We start from the raw sequence: 13,762 nt of genomic DNA, 5'->3' as shown, positions 1-13,762 counted from the left end.
TTTATTTCACCCTCTCGAACATTAAGTCCCATACGCCGTGGCCAAGACGATGGCCACGCTGTTCAAATTTGGTTACCGGGCGTGATTCCGGACGCGGTACATAGTCTTTACTTTCAGACAGGTTCTGATATCCGTCAATGGAGGACATCACTTCCAGCATGTGTTCGGCATAGGCTTCCCAGTCGGTTGCCATGTGGAACACGCCGCCCAGCTTCAGTTTGCTTTTTACCAGTTCAGCAAACGGTACCTGAACGATACGGCGTTTATTATGACGCGCTTTGTGCCATGGATCAGGGAAAAAGAGCTGCACCATGTTCAGGGAGTTGTCCGGGATCATCTTGTGCAGCACTTCAACCGCATCGTGGCACATTACGCGCAGGTTATCGACACCCTCTTCGTGAGCGGATGCCAGGCAAGCGCCCACGCCCGGTGAGTGCACTTCAATGCCGAGGAAATTCTGCTCCGGGCGCGCTTTGGCCATCGCTACCAGCGAAGCGCCCATCCCAAAACCAATCTCCAGCGTCACTGGCGCTTCGCGGCCAAACAGGGCGGCGAGGTCGACAGGCTCTTCGCTGAATTCAACGCCCATCACCGGCCAGTAGTTTTCCAGCGCGTGTTCCTGCCCTTTGGTCAGTCGCCCCTGGCGACGAACAAAACTACGAATGCGGCGCAGTGGGCGGCCGTTTTCATCAAATTCCGGTGAAATGACGTCGTTCTTCATAAAAATTAAGTCTGCTTGTGAGAGTGTTCGGGAAACGGGCATTATCCAAAGTTAGTTGCCGGATGCAAGCACCGGAAAGTTCCTGTTTACAGCATAGTACCGCTGTGCTGCAATCTGGCCCCCTGATAGTACAATACTGGAAGCACTGCTTTGACCATGCAAGCGTCTCAATTTTCAGCCCAGGTGCTGGACTGGTACGACAAATACGGGCGTAAAACCCTGCCCTGGCAAATTGAAAAGACGCCTTACAAAGTATGGCTGTCAGAGGTAATGCTGCAACAAACGCAGGTTACCACCGTCATTCCTTACTTTGAACGGTTTATGGCGCGTTTTCCAACCGTGACCGATCTCGCCAACGCCCCGCTCGATGACGTGCTGCACCTGTGGACCGGGCTCGGCTACTACGCCCGCGCGCGTAACCTGCACAAAGCCGCACAGCAGGTCGCTACGCTTCATCAGGGGCGCTTCCCGGAAACCTTCGATGAAGTGGCCGCGCTACCCGGCGTTGGGCGCTCCACCGCCGGGGCGATTTTGTCGCTGTCGCTCGGCAAACACTTCCCGATTCTCGACGGCAACGTCAAGCGCGTGCTGGCACGCTGCTACGCCGTGGGTGGCTGGCCGGGTAAAAAGGACGTTGAGAAAAAACTGTGGGATATCAGCGAGCAGGTCACCCCTGTGGTTGGCGTATCGCGCTTTAACCAGGCGATGATGGATCTCGGTGCGATGGTCTGCACCCGCTCTAAGCCAAAGTGCTCGCTCTGCCCGCTGGAGAACGGCTGTATCGCTACCGCGAATAGCAGCTGGGCGCAGTACCCGGGCAAAAAGCCAAAGCAGACGATTCCGGAACGCACAGGCTATTTCCTGATGATGCAGAATGACCGCGACGTCTTTCTGCAGCAGCGTCCGCCCAGCGGACTGTGGGGCGGTCTATACTGTTTCCCGCAGTTTGAAACCGAAGAGGCGCTGCGAGAGTGGCTGGAGGCACGGAACATCTCTGCCGACACGCTGACCCAGCTCACCGCGTTCCGCCACACTTTCAGCCATTTCCATCTGGACATTGTGCCAATGTGGCTTACTGTGTCCTCATTCACGTCATGCATGGATGAAGGCAGCGCTCTCTGGTATAACTTAGCGCAGCCGCCCGTCGTTGGGCTGGCCGCACCGGTTGAGCGCCTGTTGCAGCAGTTACGCGCCGATTCACTCGTTTAGCGAGCGGCGACATAAGAGGATTGATTATGAGCAGAACCATTTTTTGTACTTTCCTGCAGCGCGATGCCGAAGGACAAGATTTCCAGCTCTATCCCGGCGATCTGGGAAAGCGTATCTATAACGAGATCTCGAAAGAGGCCTGGAAGCAGTGGCAGCAGAAGCAAACCATGCTCATCAATGAAAAGAAACTGAACATGATGAACCTGGAGCACCGTAAGCTGCTGGAAGAGGAAATGATCAATTTCCTGTTTGAAGGCAAAGATGTGCACATTGAAGGCTACACGCCGCCTGAAAAACAGTAAGGGCCCAACGGGCCTTTAAGACATCAACAACACGCGCTCCCGGAATAATGAAAAAATTACTCGCTCTGGCACTCATTGCGCCGCTGCTGGTCTCCTGTTCCTCAAAAAATAAAGGCGATACCTATAACGAGGCGTGGGTCAAAGACACCAACGGTTTTGACATTCTGATGGGGCAGTTCGCCCATAACATTGAAAATATCTGGGGCTTTAACGAAGTTCTGATAGCAGGTCCAAAGGACTACGTTAAGTATTCCGACGGCTACCAGACCCGTAGCCACATCAACTTCGACGACGGTACCATCACCGTTGAAACCATCGCCGGCACCGATCCCGCCGCGCGTCTGCGTCAGGCCATTGTCACCACGCTATTAATGGGCGATGACCCCGGCTCGGTCGACCTTTACTCCGACGCCGACGATATTCAGATTTCCAAAGAGCCGTTCCTCTACGGCCAGGTGGTCGATAACACCGGCGAAGCCATTCGCTGGCAGTGGCGCGCCGAGCGCTTTGCCGACTACCTGCTGCAAACGCGGATGAAAAAACGCACCAGCGGCCTGCACATTATCTACAGCGTGACCATTAATCTGGTGCCAAACCACCTGGATAAACGTGCGCATAAATATCTGGGCATGGTGCGTCAGGCGTCGCGTAAGTACGGCGTCGATGAGTCGCTGATTCTGGCGATTATGCAAACCGAATCCTCCTTTAACCCGTATGCGGTCAGCCGTTCCGACGCGATGGGGCTGATGCAGGTGGTGCAGCATACCGCCGGGAAAGATGTGTTCCGTTCTCAGGGGAAATCCGGCACGCCAAGCCGTAGCTACCTGTTCGACCCGGCCAGCAACATCGACACCGGCACCGCCTATCTGGCGATGCTGAGCAACGTCTACCTGGGCGGTATCGATAACCCAACGTCACGTCGCTATGCGGTGATCACCGCCTATAACGGCGGCGCGGGTAGCGTGCTGCGCGTCTTCTCTAACGATAAAGTTCAGGCGGCGAATATTATCAATAGTATGGCGCCGGGCGACGTTTACCAGACGCTGACCACCCGCCATCCGTCTGCGGAATCACGCCGCTATCTGTACAAGGTTAATACCGCGCAGAAGAGCTATCGTCGTAAGTAATAATTCTCACACTATCAGGCGCTCTCATCCCGAACTCACCGGGGTGAGAGCGGCCTTCCCACCGACCTTCCCTATAAAAATGTTACTTTTGTCACTAAATCGTTTTGCAAAGTAAGAATAATTGCAAAATTTTGCGGTGCTTAACAATGTCTCACTATCCACGTTGATAGAATTAGCGCAAATAACGCCTCTGAATGTTATCCAAGTAACACATACCGCCAAATTTTGTGAGGAAAGTAACATGAATTTAAAGCTGCAGCTTAAGATACTGTCGTTCCTGCAGTTCTGCCTTTGGGGGAGCTGGCTCACCACGCTCGGCTCATACATGTTTGTGACGCTGAAATTCGACGGCGCATCTATCGGCGCGGTTTATAGTTCCCTCGGTATCGCTGCCGTCTTTATGCCAACGCTGCTCGGCATCGTGGCGGATAAGTGGATCAGCGCCAAATGGGTTTACGCCTTCTGTCACCTGGTCGGGGCCGGTACGCTATTTATGGCGGCCGAAGTCACCACACCGGGGGCGATGTTCTTCGTTATCCTGCTCAACTCGCTGGCCTATATGCCAACGCTTGGCCTGATTAACACCATCTCTTACTACCGCCTGAAATCTGCCGGTATGGATATCGTTAACGATTTCCCACCGATCCGTATCTGGGGCACCATCGGCTTTATTCTGGCGATGTGGGCGGTGAGCTTCTCCGGCTTCGAACTGAGCCATATGCAGCTGTATATCGGTGCCGCGCTGTCGGTCGTACTGGTGCTGTTTACCCTGACCCTGCCGCATATTCCGGTCTCTAACCAGCAGCAGAAACAGAGCTGGACCAGCATGCTGGGGCTGGATGCGTTCGCGCTGTTTAAAAACAAGCGCATGGCGATTTTCTTTATCTTCTCCATGATGCTCGGCGCAGAGCTGCAAATCACCAACATGTTCGGCAACACCTTCCTGCACAGCTTCGATAAAGACCCGCTGTTTGCCACCAGCTTTATCGTGCAGCACGCGTCGGTGATGATGTCGATTTCGCAGATTTCCGAAACCCTGTTCATCCTCACCATTCCGTTCTTCTTAAGCCGCTACGGCATCAAGAACGTGATGCTGATTAGTATCTTCGCGTGGATGCTGCGCTTCGGCCTGTTCGCCTATGGCGACCCAACGCCGTTCGGCACCGTGCTGTTGGTCCTGTCGATGATTGTTTACGGCTGCGCCTTCGACTTCTTCAACATCTCCGGTTCGGTGTTCGTAGAGAAAGAGGTTCGCCCGGAAATCCGCGCCAGTGCGCAGGGTATGTTCCTGATGATGACCAACGGCTTCGGCTGCATCCTTGGCGGTATGGCGAGCGGTAAGGTGGTTGAGATGTACACGGTGAACGGCATCACCGACTGGCAGAGCGTATGGCTGATTTTCGCCGCCTACTCTCTGGTTCTGGCGGTGGCGTTTGTTGGGCTGTTTAAATATAAACATGAACGTACGCCTGCGGGTGTGCAGACGGTTGCCCACTAAGGTACAACCCCCTCACCCCGGCCCTCTCCCCGTGGGGGAGAGGGAGAAAAACGCCCGGATTCTGTTGTTAATCACTGCACCTAACGGCCCCCTCTCCCCCATGGGGAGAGGGTTAGGGTGAGGGGAAATCCCACTCCCTACTTCAAAACGTACCCATACAGCCGACTAATCCCGTCGGCATCCTTCTCGCTGTAAACCCCCTGAAGCTCCGGCGAGAAGCCGGGCAGCAGGTTCACCCCTTCTTCCAGCGCCAGGAAGTAGCGCTGCACCGCACCGCCCCAGACTTCCCCCGGCACCACGCACAGCACGCCCGGCGGATACGGCAGCGCGCCTTCGGCGGCAATGCGCCCTTCCGCTTCGCTGATGCGTACCAGCTCCACGTTGCCGCGAATAAACTCGCTGTTAGCGTCCTGCGGGTTCATCACTACCGCCGGCAGGCTGGCTTTGCGGAACATCGCCTTTTGCAGATCCTTCACGTCAAAGCTGACATACAGGTCGTGCATCTCCTGGCACAGTTCACGCAGGGTGTAGTCGCGATAGCGCACCGGATATTTGTTGTAAATAGTCGGCAGCACGTCCGCCAGCGGCGTGTCGTCTTCAATGTGCTGCTCAAACTGGCCGAGCATCGACACCAGCTGCGCCATTTTCTCGGCGGACTCCGCTGGCGTCAGCAGGAAGAGAATCGAGTTGAGATCGCACTTCTCCGGCACGATGCCGTTTTCACGCAGGTAGTGCGCGAGGATCGTCGCCGGAATGCCGAACTCGGTGTACTCCCCGGTTTGTGCATCAATGCCCGGCGTGGTCAGCAGCAGCTTACACGGATCGACGAAGTACTGATCCTGCGCGTAGCCTTCGAAACCGTGCCAGCGAGCTCCTGGTGCAAAGCTAAAGAAGCGACGTTCGCTGGCGATGGTTTTGGTCGGGTGATCCTGCCACGGGCGACCGTCGACGATCGGCGGGATAAACGGCTGGATCATCTTGCAGTTCGCCACAATCGCTTTGCGCGCCTCAATACCCAGCTCGACGCACTCCGCCCACAGCCGGCGGCCGCTCTCCCCTTCGTGAATTTTGGCGTTCACGTCCAGCGCGGCAAACAGCGGATAAAACGGACTGGTTGAGGCGTGAAGCATAAAGGCGTTGTTCAGCCGTTTGTGCGGGCAGAAGCGTGCCTGACCACGAATGTGATTGTCTTTTTTGTGGACCTGCGAGGTTTGCGAGAACCCGGCCTGCTGTTTGTGCACCGATTGGGTGACAAAAATCCCCGGATCGTTTTCGTTAAGATCCAGCAGCAACGGCGAGGTATCCGCCATCATGTCGATAAACTGTTCGTAACCCACCCACGCGGAGTCAAACAGGATGTAGTCGCAGAGATGGCCGATTTTATCCACCACCTGACGGGCGTTGTAAATCGTGCCGTCGTAGGTGCCAAGCTGGATGATCGCCAGGCGGAACGGGCGCGCGTCATCGGCTTTCTCCGGCGCCACCTCGCGGATCTGCTCACGCAGATAACTATCATCAAAGCAGTGGTCGTCAATGCCGCCGATAAAGCCGAACGGGTTACGTGCCGCTTCCAGATAGACCGGCGTCGCCCCGGCCTGGATCAGCGCGCCGTGGTGGTTGGATTTGTGGTTGTTACGGTCGAACAGCACCAGGTCGCCGCGGGTGAGCAGCGCGTTGGTGACAACCTTGTTGGCCGCCGAAGTGCCGTTCAGCACGAAGTAAGTTTTATCGGCGTTAAACACCTTCGCCGCGAACTTCTGCGCGTGCTTGGCTGAGCCTTCGTGGATCAGCAGATCGCCGAGCTTCACGTCGGCGTTGCACATGTCGGCACGAAACACGTTCTCGCCGAAGAAGTCATAGAACTGACGGCCCGCTGGGTGTTTTTTAAAGAACGCGCCATGCTGATGCCCTGGACAGGCAAAGGTGCTATTGCCCATTTCGACATACTGGGTCAGGGTGTCGAAGAACGGCGGCAGAAGACCTTCTTCGTAGCGACAGGCCGCCGTTTCCAGCTCCAGCCACTCCTGCTCTTTTCCGCTAATCACCGCATTCACGCCTTCCGGCGCGCTGATAGCGTCCGACGTCAGCACGAAGACCGGCAGGTTAAAACCGGTACGTTTAAGTAATGCCAGGATGCCGCTGTGGCTGTCCGCCACCGTAATGACGACTGCTGCGACATCGGTAAAGTCGGTGCCGTCCAGCGCCACCACGTTACGGTGGGTGGAGAGACGGGAGACCAGTTCGCGACTGGCAGCAATGTGCATTGATTTCATAAGCGCAACGACCCACTCAGGGAGAGTAAAAGCCCCGGACAAAGCCGCTGGCTTTGCCCCATAAAGCGTCTGGGTGCAACTGGGTTACAGCTCCGACCGCCAGACATCAGTAAAAGCAGACATGGTCTAATCTTACTGTTGTCCTGCAGTGAGCGTGCGTTGGCTTCACCGCATGGTGAGCAATGAGAAAGGGGCAGACCTTCGCGAGCAGGCGAAGTGGCACTGGCGATGTAATGGCAAAGATGTCATTGCAGGCGGCCCCGATTCAGGAAAGGAGAAAATTCGCGCAATCATGGCACCATTCACCAGGGGGTGCAAGACGAAATTTTTATGCACTTATACCACGGAGAAACAAGCACTGAACCGATTAATCAGTCCATAATAATGCAGGACTTATCGATAAGTAACAGGAGTTAACGTGGTTATAGGCCCATTTATTAATGCCAGCGCGGTGCTGGTCGGTGGCTTGATCGGGGCGCTGCTCAGCCAGCGTTTACCGGAGCGCATTCGTGTTTCAATGACCTCTATTTTTGGCCTTGCCTCGTTGGGGATTGGCCTGCTGCTGGTGATTAAATGCGCCAATATGCCGGTAATGGTACTCGCAACGCTGGTCGGCGCGCTGATTGGTGAGTTTTGCTTTCTGGAAAAAGGCATCAATAAAGCCGTTTCCAGCGTACAAAAGCGGATGCTCAAGCCGGGCAAAAGCAGCCAGCATGAGAACTTTATTCAAAGCTTCGTGGCGATTATCGTGCTGTTTTGCGCCAGCGGGACGGGGATTTTCGGGTCGATGCATGAAGGCATGACCGGCGACCCGACTATTCTTATCGCCAAGTCGTTCCTTGATTTCTTCACCGCGATGATCTTTGCCTGCTCGCTCGGTTTTGCGGTCTGCGCCATCAGCATACCGATGCTTATCATCCAGCTCTCGCTGGCATTCTGCGCCTTCCTGATCCTGCCGTTGACTACCCCCGCCATGATGGCCGACTTCACTGCCGTCGGCGGCCTGCTGCTACTGGCAACAGGTCTGCGCATCTGCGGAATTAAGATGTTTGCGGTAGTGAATATGCTGCCCGCGCTGCTGCTGGCGATGCCGATTTCTGCGGCCTGGACGGCGTTTTTTGCCTGACCCGGCGTGCAAAACGGGCAAAGTGGTGATAGATTGTGCAACTCGCCGCAAATTTTATAAATTTCGTTGACGAGTCGAGGCGATTACGGTTTAATGCGCCCCGTTGCCCGGATAGCTCAGTCGGTAGAGCAGGGGATTGAAAATCCCCGTGTCCTTGGTTCGATTCCGAGTCCGGGCACCACTATTTAGAAGAACCCGCCTATGGCGGGTTTTTTGCTTTTCAGGCATATCACAACGCGTTCAATACCCCCTCCCTCAGTGCGTTTACCATGTTCTTAATCTGCTTTATCTCTTCGCGCAGCGCTTTCATTTCGTCGTTATCCGGAATCAACACAATGTAGCCTCCGGCAATCTTCACCGTGACGCCCGTTACGGTGTCGAAACCGGCCTCTTTTAGCCATTTTCCGCTGAGGTTCAGGGAGGGCGTGCTGGTATTGCCTTGCTGAGGGATGTAGCTGACGGTGTAACGGCGCTCGGTTTTTATCGGTGTGGCGGGTGATGGGTGAGCCTGGGTAGGGATCGTAGCCATAAGGGGCAACCTCCAGTATGTGTATATCTAAATACCGCCACTGGAGAGGTCAATCTCACTGGTGGCAGACTGAACGAGGTTGACCTTACCGGCCATACTGGATACCGGCGCACCTTGCGGCGCCCTCGCCCAGCCCACCATTGAGGTGTAACTAAGCGCACGACACAAAAATACGCTAATGCGCCATGTGTCGCCAGAATGTGATATCTCAGGAGGTCAATCCCGGCACCTGATTTTGCAGATGCCGGGCAGAGGTACTGCTATCACTTACAGGCCGCAAGCGGTTTTCAAACGCTAATCAAATCATCACGTTAATCTGGAATTCGCCTCGCAAAACATGGCGACACTGCGCCCTCATTGATACACAAACGTCACCCCAATAATCGACTGCACGTTCCCCGCCGTCACCTGGCCGCTGGTTCGCGCGTAGTTGGCCGTTAACCCCAGGCTGACGGCAGACGTCGTCACCGTGCCAAGCGACACCGTATTGTTAGCCGGAAGCACGCTGCCATTGCGCGTAAGCTGCACGCCAATCCCCTGTGCCGGTGAGGCCGATGCGGTATTGGTGAAGATAGAGTTCGCCGCATCCGCCGTGGTGCCTGACAGGTAGTAGCCCAGCTTCTGACTCTGTGCGCAGTACACCGTCAATGGAATGGCGGTGGAGCCGGGATAGTCAGGCAGCGTCACCGTCACGTTGCGCGAGGAAACATCGCAGCCGCCGGTCGGCACCACCACGTTGTTGTTGGCGTAGATATTCCAGACAAACTGAAAATCATCGCTGTTTTTGTTGTTGGTCTGGCGCAGGATCATCACCGCAATCAACGTACCGGCGCTTATCGCCACGCCACCAGCAGAGCTAATCGGCGTCAGGTAAAGCGCCGTAGGCCAGGGTTTATCAGTCTTTGAGTTATAGATAATCCGGGACGTTTCAGTGGTGGTGGGAAACGGGTAGCTGGTGCCGTTATATTTCACGGTGCCGGAAAAACTCGACAGCACCCCGCCGTAGGCCGAACCGCGCTGCAGCGTCACATAGTCGGTGATGGTATCCGGGTAGTCGTTATGGCAAAAAATCTGCGTCGAGAGATCGACCACCAGGTTTTGCCCCACGTTGACCGCAGGCGCGAGATCCACATAGACGTTGGCGCTGCCACCACCGATAGGGATCGTCGTACCGCTGGCGGTCTTACAGGCAAACGACCAGGCGTTAAATGACCAGCCGGCCAGCAGTAGCGTGGTCAGTAGGGCTATCACGTTTTTCATTACTCTCTTCTCCTGGTCAGGCGTAGGTGTAGGTGACGTTGATGACCGTCTTAATGGTGCCCTGGGTCGCACCGCCGTTAACCGACAGCGCCCTCACCTGCAGCGGAAAGTGCGCGGACTGCGATGCTTCGTCCACCGTCACCGTCGTGGTCGCGCCGGTGTTCAGCGTGTTTCCGCCGTTGTCCTGGAGCTCAAGCTGGATATTTTTGGCGGAGCCCTGATTCTGGTAATAGCCGGTGGCGTCAGCCGTGCCGCTAAAGCTGGCGACGACCCGCGACGTGCCCACCGGGCAGTTGCTGAGTTCAAGCGCCACGCTGTGCCACGCGGATGCCGAACCGGCGGCAAGCAGGCTAAAGGTATAGAGGTCGCCCAACGCGACGTTGGCGTTGGTGGTTGATACCGTGCAGGGCTTCGCCACCACTTTGCCGTTGACGGTAATGGTGACATCGGCAGCCCACAGCGCCGGAGAGACCGCCGCCAGCGCTAACGCCCACAGCCAGCCGTAAAAAAACCGTTTCATCTGCGCCTCCGCTTACTGAAATTCAAGAGTGAACGTCGCCGTGGCGTTAACGTGGCCGGGGGTGACCGGCACCTGCGTCGCCATCAGGCGGGCGTAAAAGTTCAGCGTGTTAGTCTGGCCGGGGGTGAGCGTCGTCCAGGGTATGGTCGACGATGCCGCGTTAATCGGCAGCGTGGTCTGCTGCCCGTTGAGGATCTGCACCCCCATGCCTGCCGCGGCAGACGCGCCGTTATCCAGCTTTAACAGGCTGGTATTGCCGTTATCCGCCACGCCGGTAAATCCCACCTTCACGGCGCTGACCGCCCCGCCGCACGGCGAGAGCACGATGCGAAATGGGACGGCGGGCGTGGTCGCGCCAACGGCGTTGAACTGTTTGGCGGCGTTGTTCATCAGGTCGACGGTAAAGTCTTTTGATTCTCCCGCCACGGCGCAGCCGTTGTCCCTGACGTTGCCGGTGATGGTTATCGTGCTATCCGCCGCCAGCGCGCAGGTAGCCGTCAGCGCAATGAACGCGCTGAGCAGGTAAAAGGGGGTTCTCATTCTTTTGTCCTTAGCGGCACACGGCCGATAGCTGAATCAGCGTCTGTTCCAGGCTCTCATTAGGGATGCGGTAATCCGCCACGCAGCGAGCATCGTCGCCTTCGCCCCACACCACCTGAACCTTCCCGGCTTGCGGCATACCGCTCAGGTAAACGAGGCCGTTATCCGCCACGATGCTGCTGTTCTGGTTGTCAGTCGAGGTCACCACCGCACCAAAAGGCACCAGCTTGCCGCGATGCGTGAGCGTCATCAGCAGCTTCATCCCTACCCGCGTTTTAAATTTCGCCCGCACAATCGCGCCGTGGGTTGGCACCACGTTGACCACCGCATCGTCTAAATCGACGTTATCCGCCAGCGAGTTGGTGTCCAGCGCCACGCGGTTTTCGCGGTACTCAGTGGCGTACGGCAGGACGGCGTAGCCGCGCCAGTCGGTGCGCACCCCGGTCTGGTTTTCTACTCTGGTCCCTTCCGCGCCCGGCGCGCTCACCAGCACCACCGTATCGTTCAACGGTTGGCTTAGCGTCACGCCATTGGCATGCGCCAGCACGCCGCCGCTCATGCCGTAATAGAGCTGCTTCATGCCGTCGCTGTGGCTGTAACCGACGTTGGCGTTGCCGTAGCCGCCGCGATAGTTCAGCGCCGCATAGCCGGTGCTGCCGCTAGAGCCTTCCCCGCCGCTGGCGTAGCCGGTCTGCACGCTGTAGCTCAGGTTGTTATCTTCCAGCAGCGTGCCGTACAGCCCGGCGAGGTTGCTCATGCGGCCGTTAAGATCGTCAGACATGCTGTAGCTGGCGCTGGCGTGTCGCCAGACGGACCGGCTGTCTGAACGCAGCCAGTGGCTGAACGGAATGTTGATGTTCACGGCCAGCATCTGGTCACGCTCGTCCTGCCAGGCGTTTTTGGTCAGGCTGTAGCTCAGCGTCCAGTTGATGTCGCTGACGGCGGTATTCAGCCCGACCTGGAACTGTTCATCCGCGTTGTCGGTTCCCCAGTAGCTTTGGCGGCTACCGCTTACGTAAAGGGTGGCAGTACGCCCTAGCTGCTGGGTCACGCTCACCTGCACCTTGCCCCGTTTGCTATAGGCCAGGTTGTAGTAGTCGGTGAATTTCGGCTTCACGTAAACCGGGCCGTCTTCGGTCACCACGCTATGGCCGCTCATACGCTGGTAGGTGGTATCGGCAAAGCTGTAGTAGCCCTGCGTAGAGTAGCGGTAGCCCACCAGTTGAATATTGGTGCCGAGCTCGCTAAGCGATTTGTTATAGAGGAATCGAACCGATTGCCCCTGCTGCTCGCTGTCATCGGGCAGCGTGGCGTTGGCCTGAGTGATATCCACCGACAGCGCGCCCAGATCGCCCATATTTTTCCCGACGCCCAGGTTAAAGGCGCGATAGCGGTCTGCCAGCTGGGTGCCGCCATAGAGCGTCCATCCTGCCGGTAGCCCGTGCATCAGCGTGCTTTGAAAGAAGGTAGGATCTTCTTGCAGATCGTTGCCGCTGCGGTATTTCCCGGCGGTCAGCGCGTAACGGGTGTGGCCTTCACGTTGCAGAACCGGAACCGAAGAGTACGGCACGGTGAAGCTCTGAACGCTGCCGTCCGCCTCTTTGATGGCGACCTGAAGATCGCCGCCGTTTCCCGCCGCATAGAGATCGTTAATGGTAAAGGGGCCCGGCGGCACCGTGCTGTGGTAAATCTCATAGCCGTTCTGCTTGATAGAGACCTGCGCCGTCCCGCGCGCAATACCGTGGATAACCGGCGCAAAGCCTTTCTGGCTGTCCGGCAGCATATTGTCATCGGACGCCAGCTGCGCGCCGCGAAAGTTAATGCCGTCAAAGACGTCGCCGTTGGTGTAGCTGTCGCCAAGCGTCAAGCGCGAGCGAAACGGGGTGATATCACGCTCCAGCCAGGTGTTGACGTGCTGCCATTGATTCTGGCTGGTTGAACCGCTGCTGTAGCTCCAGGTGCTGTTATCACGCAGCCGCCATGCGCCAACGTTGAGCCCGCTTTGCAGGTTTAGATAGGCGTACTGGCTGCTGCCGCCAACGCGGTTTTGTACGTTATTACCGGTGAAGTTGTAATTCAGCAGCCCGGCGGTGATCCCGTTATCCCACAGCTCCGGCGAAATATAGCCACGCGCCTGATTTCCCATATAGGCCTGAGGAATGGTCAGGTAGAGGCGCTGCTGGCCGACGTCCAGGCGGACGGTCGCATCCTTGATAATCTCCGTAAACGGTACGCAGGCATCAGGCTCCAGCGCGTCCATTCCCTTAATTGCAGCCGTGTTAAGGCCCATGCTGGCAAGCTGGCCGCGCGTCAGGCATGGCATCAAACCGTGGCCGTTTTCACCGGCGCTAAAGGTGACATCGCGGGTAGTCATAAAGCCATCGTTCAGATAGATATCCATCCGATAGGTGCCAGGCGGTAGCTCTTGCCCCTTCTCAAAACTGGAGAGATCCGCAACGGCTGCCGGGTCGTCGGCCAGAAAACGCGGGTTAAAGTAGAGCTCCGCCTGAGCAAGAAAGGCCGGTGAGGCGAGCAAGGTCGCAACGGAGAGTTGCGTCAGCCGTATACGTCGGGCCTGCAAATGGTCGAGGCCAAATTTCAGATATGACATAGTCCCTCCGGTTCGACATCGCCCGGCTGTCTGTTCTTATTCTGTT

Annotated in this window: 13 protein-coding genes and 1 tRNA gene; 6 read left to right on the top strand and 8 right to left on the bottom strand. The window is 56.8% G+C overall.

The genetic code is table 11. The annotated features are described in order from the left end of the window. Position 1: 1 nt before the first annotated feature. Positions 2 to 721 (bottom strand): tRNA (guanosine(46)-N7)-methyltransferase TrmB, encoded by a 720-nt coding sequence (gene trmB, locus ACLGE8_RS15880; RefSeq protein WP_410999850.1) that lies wholly within the window; start codon positions 719 to 721, stop codon positions 2 to 4. 156 nt (positions 722 to 877) lie between these two features. Between trmB and mutY the strand changes: the two genes are divergently transcribed. From mutY to ACLGE8_RS15860, 4 genes are all read left to right on the top strand, one after another. Next, the gene (mutY, locus tag ACLGE8_RS15875; RefSeq protein ID WP_410999849.1) at positions 878 to 1,930 is read left to right on the top strand and encodes an A/G-specific adenine glycosylase; all 1,053 of its coding nucleotides are present in this window, start codon (positions 878 to 880) and stop codon (positions 1,928 to 1,930) included. A gap of 26 nt (positions 1,931 to 1,956) precedes the next feature. Then, complete coding sequence (locus ACLGE8_RS15870; RefSeq protein ID WP_035892037.1) at positions 1,957 to 2,232, top strand: oxidative damage protection protein; 276 nt, start codon at positions 1,957 to 1,959, stop codon at positions 2,230 to 2,232. A 47-nt stretch (positions 2,233 to 2,279) separates the two neighbouring features. Beyond that, positions 2,280 to 3,359, top strand: a complete 1,080-nt coding sequence (mltC, locus tag ACLGE8_RS15865; RefSeq protein ID WP_333011298.1) for a membrane-bound lytic murein transglycosylase MltC — start codon at positions 2,280 to 2,282, stop codon at positions 3,357 to 3,359. Positions 3,360 to 3,600: 241 nt separating this feature from the next. Then, positions 3,601 to 4,857 carry a nucleoside permease gene (locus ACLGE8_RS15860; protein ID WP_410999847.1) on the top strand — a complete coding sequence of 419 codons (1,257 nt, stop codon included), beginning with the start codon at positions 3,601 to 3,603 and terminating at the stop codon, positions 4,855 to 4,857. A gap of 137 nt (positions 4,858 to 4,994) precedes the next feature. On the opposite strand, the gene ACLGE8_RS15855 is transcribed toward ACLGE8_RS15860, so the two are convergent. Beyond that, complete coding sequence (locus ACLGE8_RS15855; RefSeq protein WP_410999846.1) at positions 4,995 to 7,130, bottom strand: ornithine decarboxylase; 2,136 nt, start codon at positions 7,128 to 7,130, stop codon at positions 4,995 to 4,997. 418 nt (positions 7,131 to 7,548) lie between these two features. Between ACLGE8_RS15855 and ACLGE8_RS15850 the strand changes: the two genes are divergently transcribed. Together ACLGE8_RS15850 and ACLGE8_RS15845 are read left to right on the top strand one after the other, a co-directional pair. After that, a complete protein-coding gene (locus ACLGE8_RS15850; protein ID WP_410999844.1) occupies positions 7,549 to 8,256 on the top strand; it encodes a DUF554 domain-containing protein in 708 nt (235 codons plus the stop codon). Between the two features lie 105 nt (positions 8,257 to 8,361). Continuing rightward, positions 8,362 to 8,437, top strand: a tRNA-Phe gene (locus ACLGE8_RS15845). 48 nt (positions 8,438 to 8,485) lie between these two features. Here ACLGE8_RS15845 and ACLGE8_RS15840 read toward each other — a convergent pair. The 6 genes from ACLGE8_RS15840 to ACLGE8_RS15815 form a co-directional block, all read right to left on the bottom strand. Continuing rightward, positions 8,486 to 8,785, bottom strand: coding sequence for a SymE family type I addiction module toxin (locus tag ACLGE8_RS15840; protein WP_410999842.1), 300 nt, complete (start codon positions 8,783 to 8,785; stop codon positions 8,486 to 8,488). A 27-nt stretch (positions 8,786 to 8,812) separates the two neighbouring features. Then, positions 8,813 to 8,953 carry an ash family protein gene (locus ACLGE8_RS15835; RefSeq protein ID WP_410999841.1) on the bottom strand — a complete coding sequence of 47 codons (141 nt, stop codon included), beginning with the start codon at positions 8,951 to 8,953 and terminating at the stop codon, positions 8,813 to 8,815. A gap of 186 nt (positions 8,954 to 9,139) precedes the next feature. After that, a complete protein-coding gene (locus ACLGE8_RS15830; protein ID WP_410999839.1) occupies positions 9,140 to 10,045 on the bottom strand; it encodes a fimbrial protein in 906 nt (301 codons plus the stop codon). 16 nt (positions 10,046 to 10,061) lie between these two features. After that, positions 10,062 to 10,565 carry a fimbrial protein gene (locus tag ACLGE8_RS15825; RefSeq protein WP_410999838.1) on the bottom strand — a complete coding sequence of 168 codons (504 nt, stop codon included), beginning with the start codon at positions 10,563 to 10,565 and terminating at the stop codon, positions 10,062 to 10,064. A 12-nt stretch (positions 10,566 to 10,577) separates the two neighbouring features. Beyond that, on the bottom strand, positions 10,578 to 11,105 hold the full coding sequence (locus tag ACLGE8_RS15820; protein WP_410999837.1) for a fimbrial protein: 528 nt from the start codon (positions 11,103 to 11,105) through the stop codon (positions 10,578 to 10,580). A 10-nt stretch (positions 11,106 to 11,115) separates the two neighbouring features. After that, positions 11,116 to 13,716 carry a fimbrial biogenesis usher protein gene (locus tag ACLGE8_RS15815; RefSeq protein ID WP_410999836.1) on the bottom strand — a complete coding sequence of 867 codons (2,601 nt, stop codon included), beginning with the start codon at positions 13,714 to 13,716 and terminating at the stop codon, positions 11,116 to 11,118. Positions 13,717 to 13,762 lie beyond the last annotated feature (46 nt).

This window comes from Kluyvera sp. 142486, from assembly GCF_046569695.1.
Taxonomy (GTDB): domain Bacteria; phylum Pseudomonadota; class Gammaproteobacteria; order Enterobacterales; family Enterobacteriaceae; genus Kluyvera.
The sequence above is the reverse complement of the archived record's forward strand: the minus strand, read 5'-3'. Positions and strand labels throughout refer to the sequence as shown.

What these genes read in the sequence shown, in the direction of transcription:
- ACLGE8_RS15855 (WP_410999846.1), bottom strand. Translation starts at nt 7,130, where the DNA reads ATGAAATCAATGCACATTGCTGCCAGTCGCGAACTGGTCTCCCGTCTC.
- ACLGE8_RS15860 (WP_410999847.1), top strand. Translation starts at nt 3,601, where the DNA reads ATGAATTTAAAGCTGCAGCTTAAGATACTGTCGTTCCTGCAGTTCTGC.
- ACLGE8_RS15820 (WP_410999837.1), bottom strand. Translation starts at nt 11,105, where the DNA reads ATGAGAACCCCCTTTTACCTGCTCAGCGCGTTCATTGCGCTGACGGCT.
- ACLGE8_RS15825 (WP_410999838.1), bottom strand. Translation starts at nt 10,565, where the DNA reads ATGAAACGGTTTTTTTACGGCTGGCTGTGGGCGTTAGCGCTGGCGGCG.
- trmB (WP_410999850.1), bottom strand. Translation starts at nt 721, where the DNA reads ATGAAGAACGACGTCATTTCACCGGAATTTGATGAAAACGGCCGCCCA.
- mltC (WP_333011298.1), top strand. Translation starts at nt 2,280, where the DNA reads ATGAAAAAATTACTCGCTCTGGCACTCATTGCGCCGCTGCTGGTCTCC.
- ACLGE8_RS15815 (WP_410999836.1), bottom strand. Translation starts at nt 13,716, where the DNA reads ATGTCATATCTGAAATTTGGCCTCGACCATTTGCAGGCCCGACGTATA.
- ACLGE8_RS15870 (WP_035892037.1), top strand. Translation starts at nt 1,957, where the DNA reads ATGAGCAGAACCATTTTTTGTACTTTCCTGCAGCGCGATGCCGAAGGA.
- mutY (WP_410999849.1), top strand. Translation starts at nt 878, where the DNA reads ATGCAAGCGTCTCAATTTTCAGCCCAGGTGCTGGACTGGTACGACAAA.
- ACLGE8_RS15840 (WP_410999842.1), bottom strand. Translation starts at nt 8,785, where the DNA reads ATGGCTACGATCCCTACCCAGGCTCACCCATCACCCGCCACACCGATA.
- ACLGE8_RS15830 (WP_410999839.1), bottom strand. Translation starts at nt 10,045, where the DNA reads ATGAAAAACGTGATAGCCCTACTGACCACGCTACTGCTGGCCGGCTGG.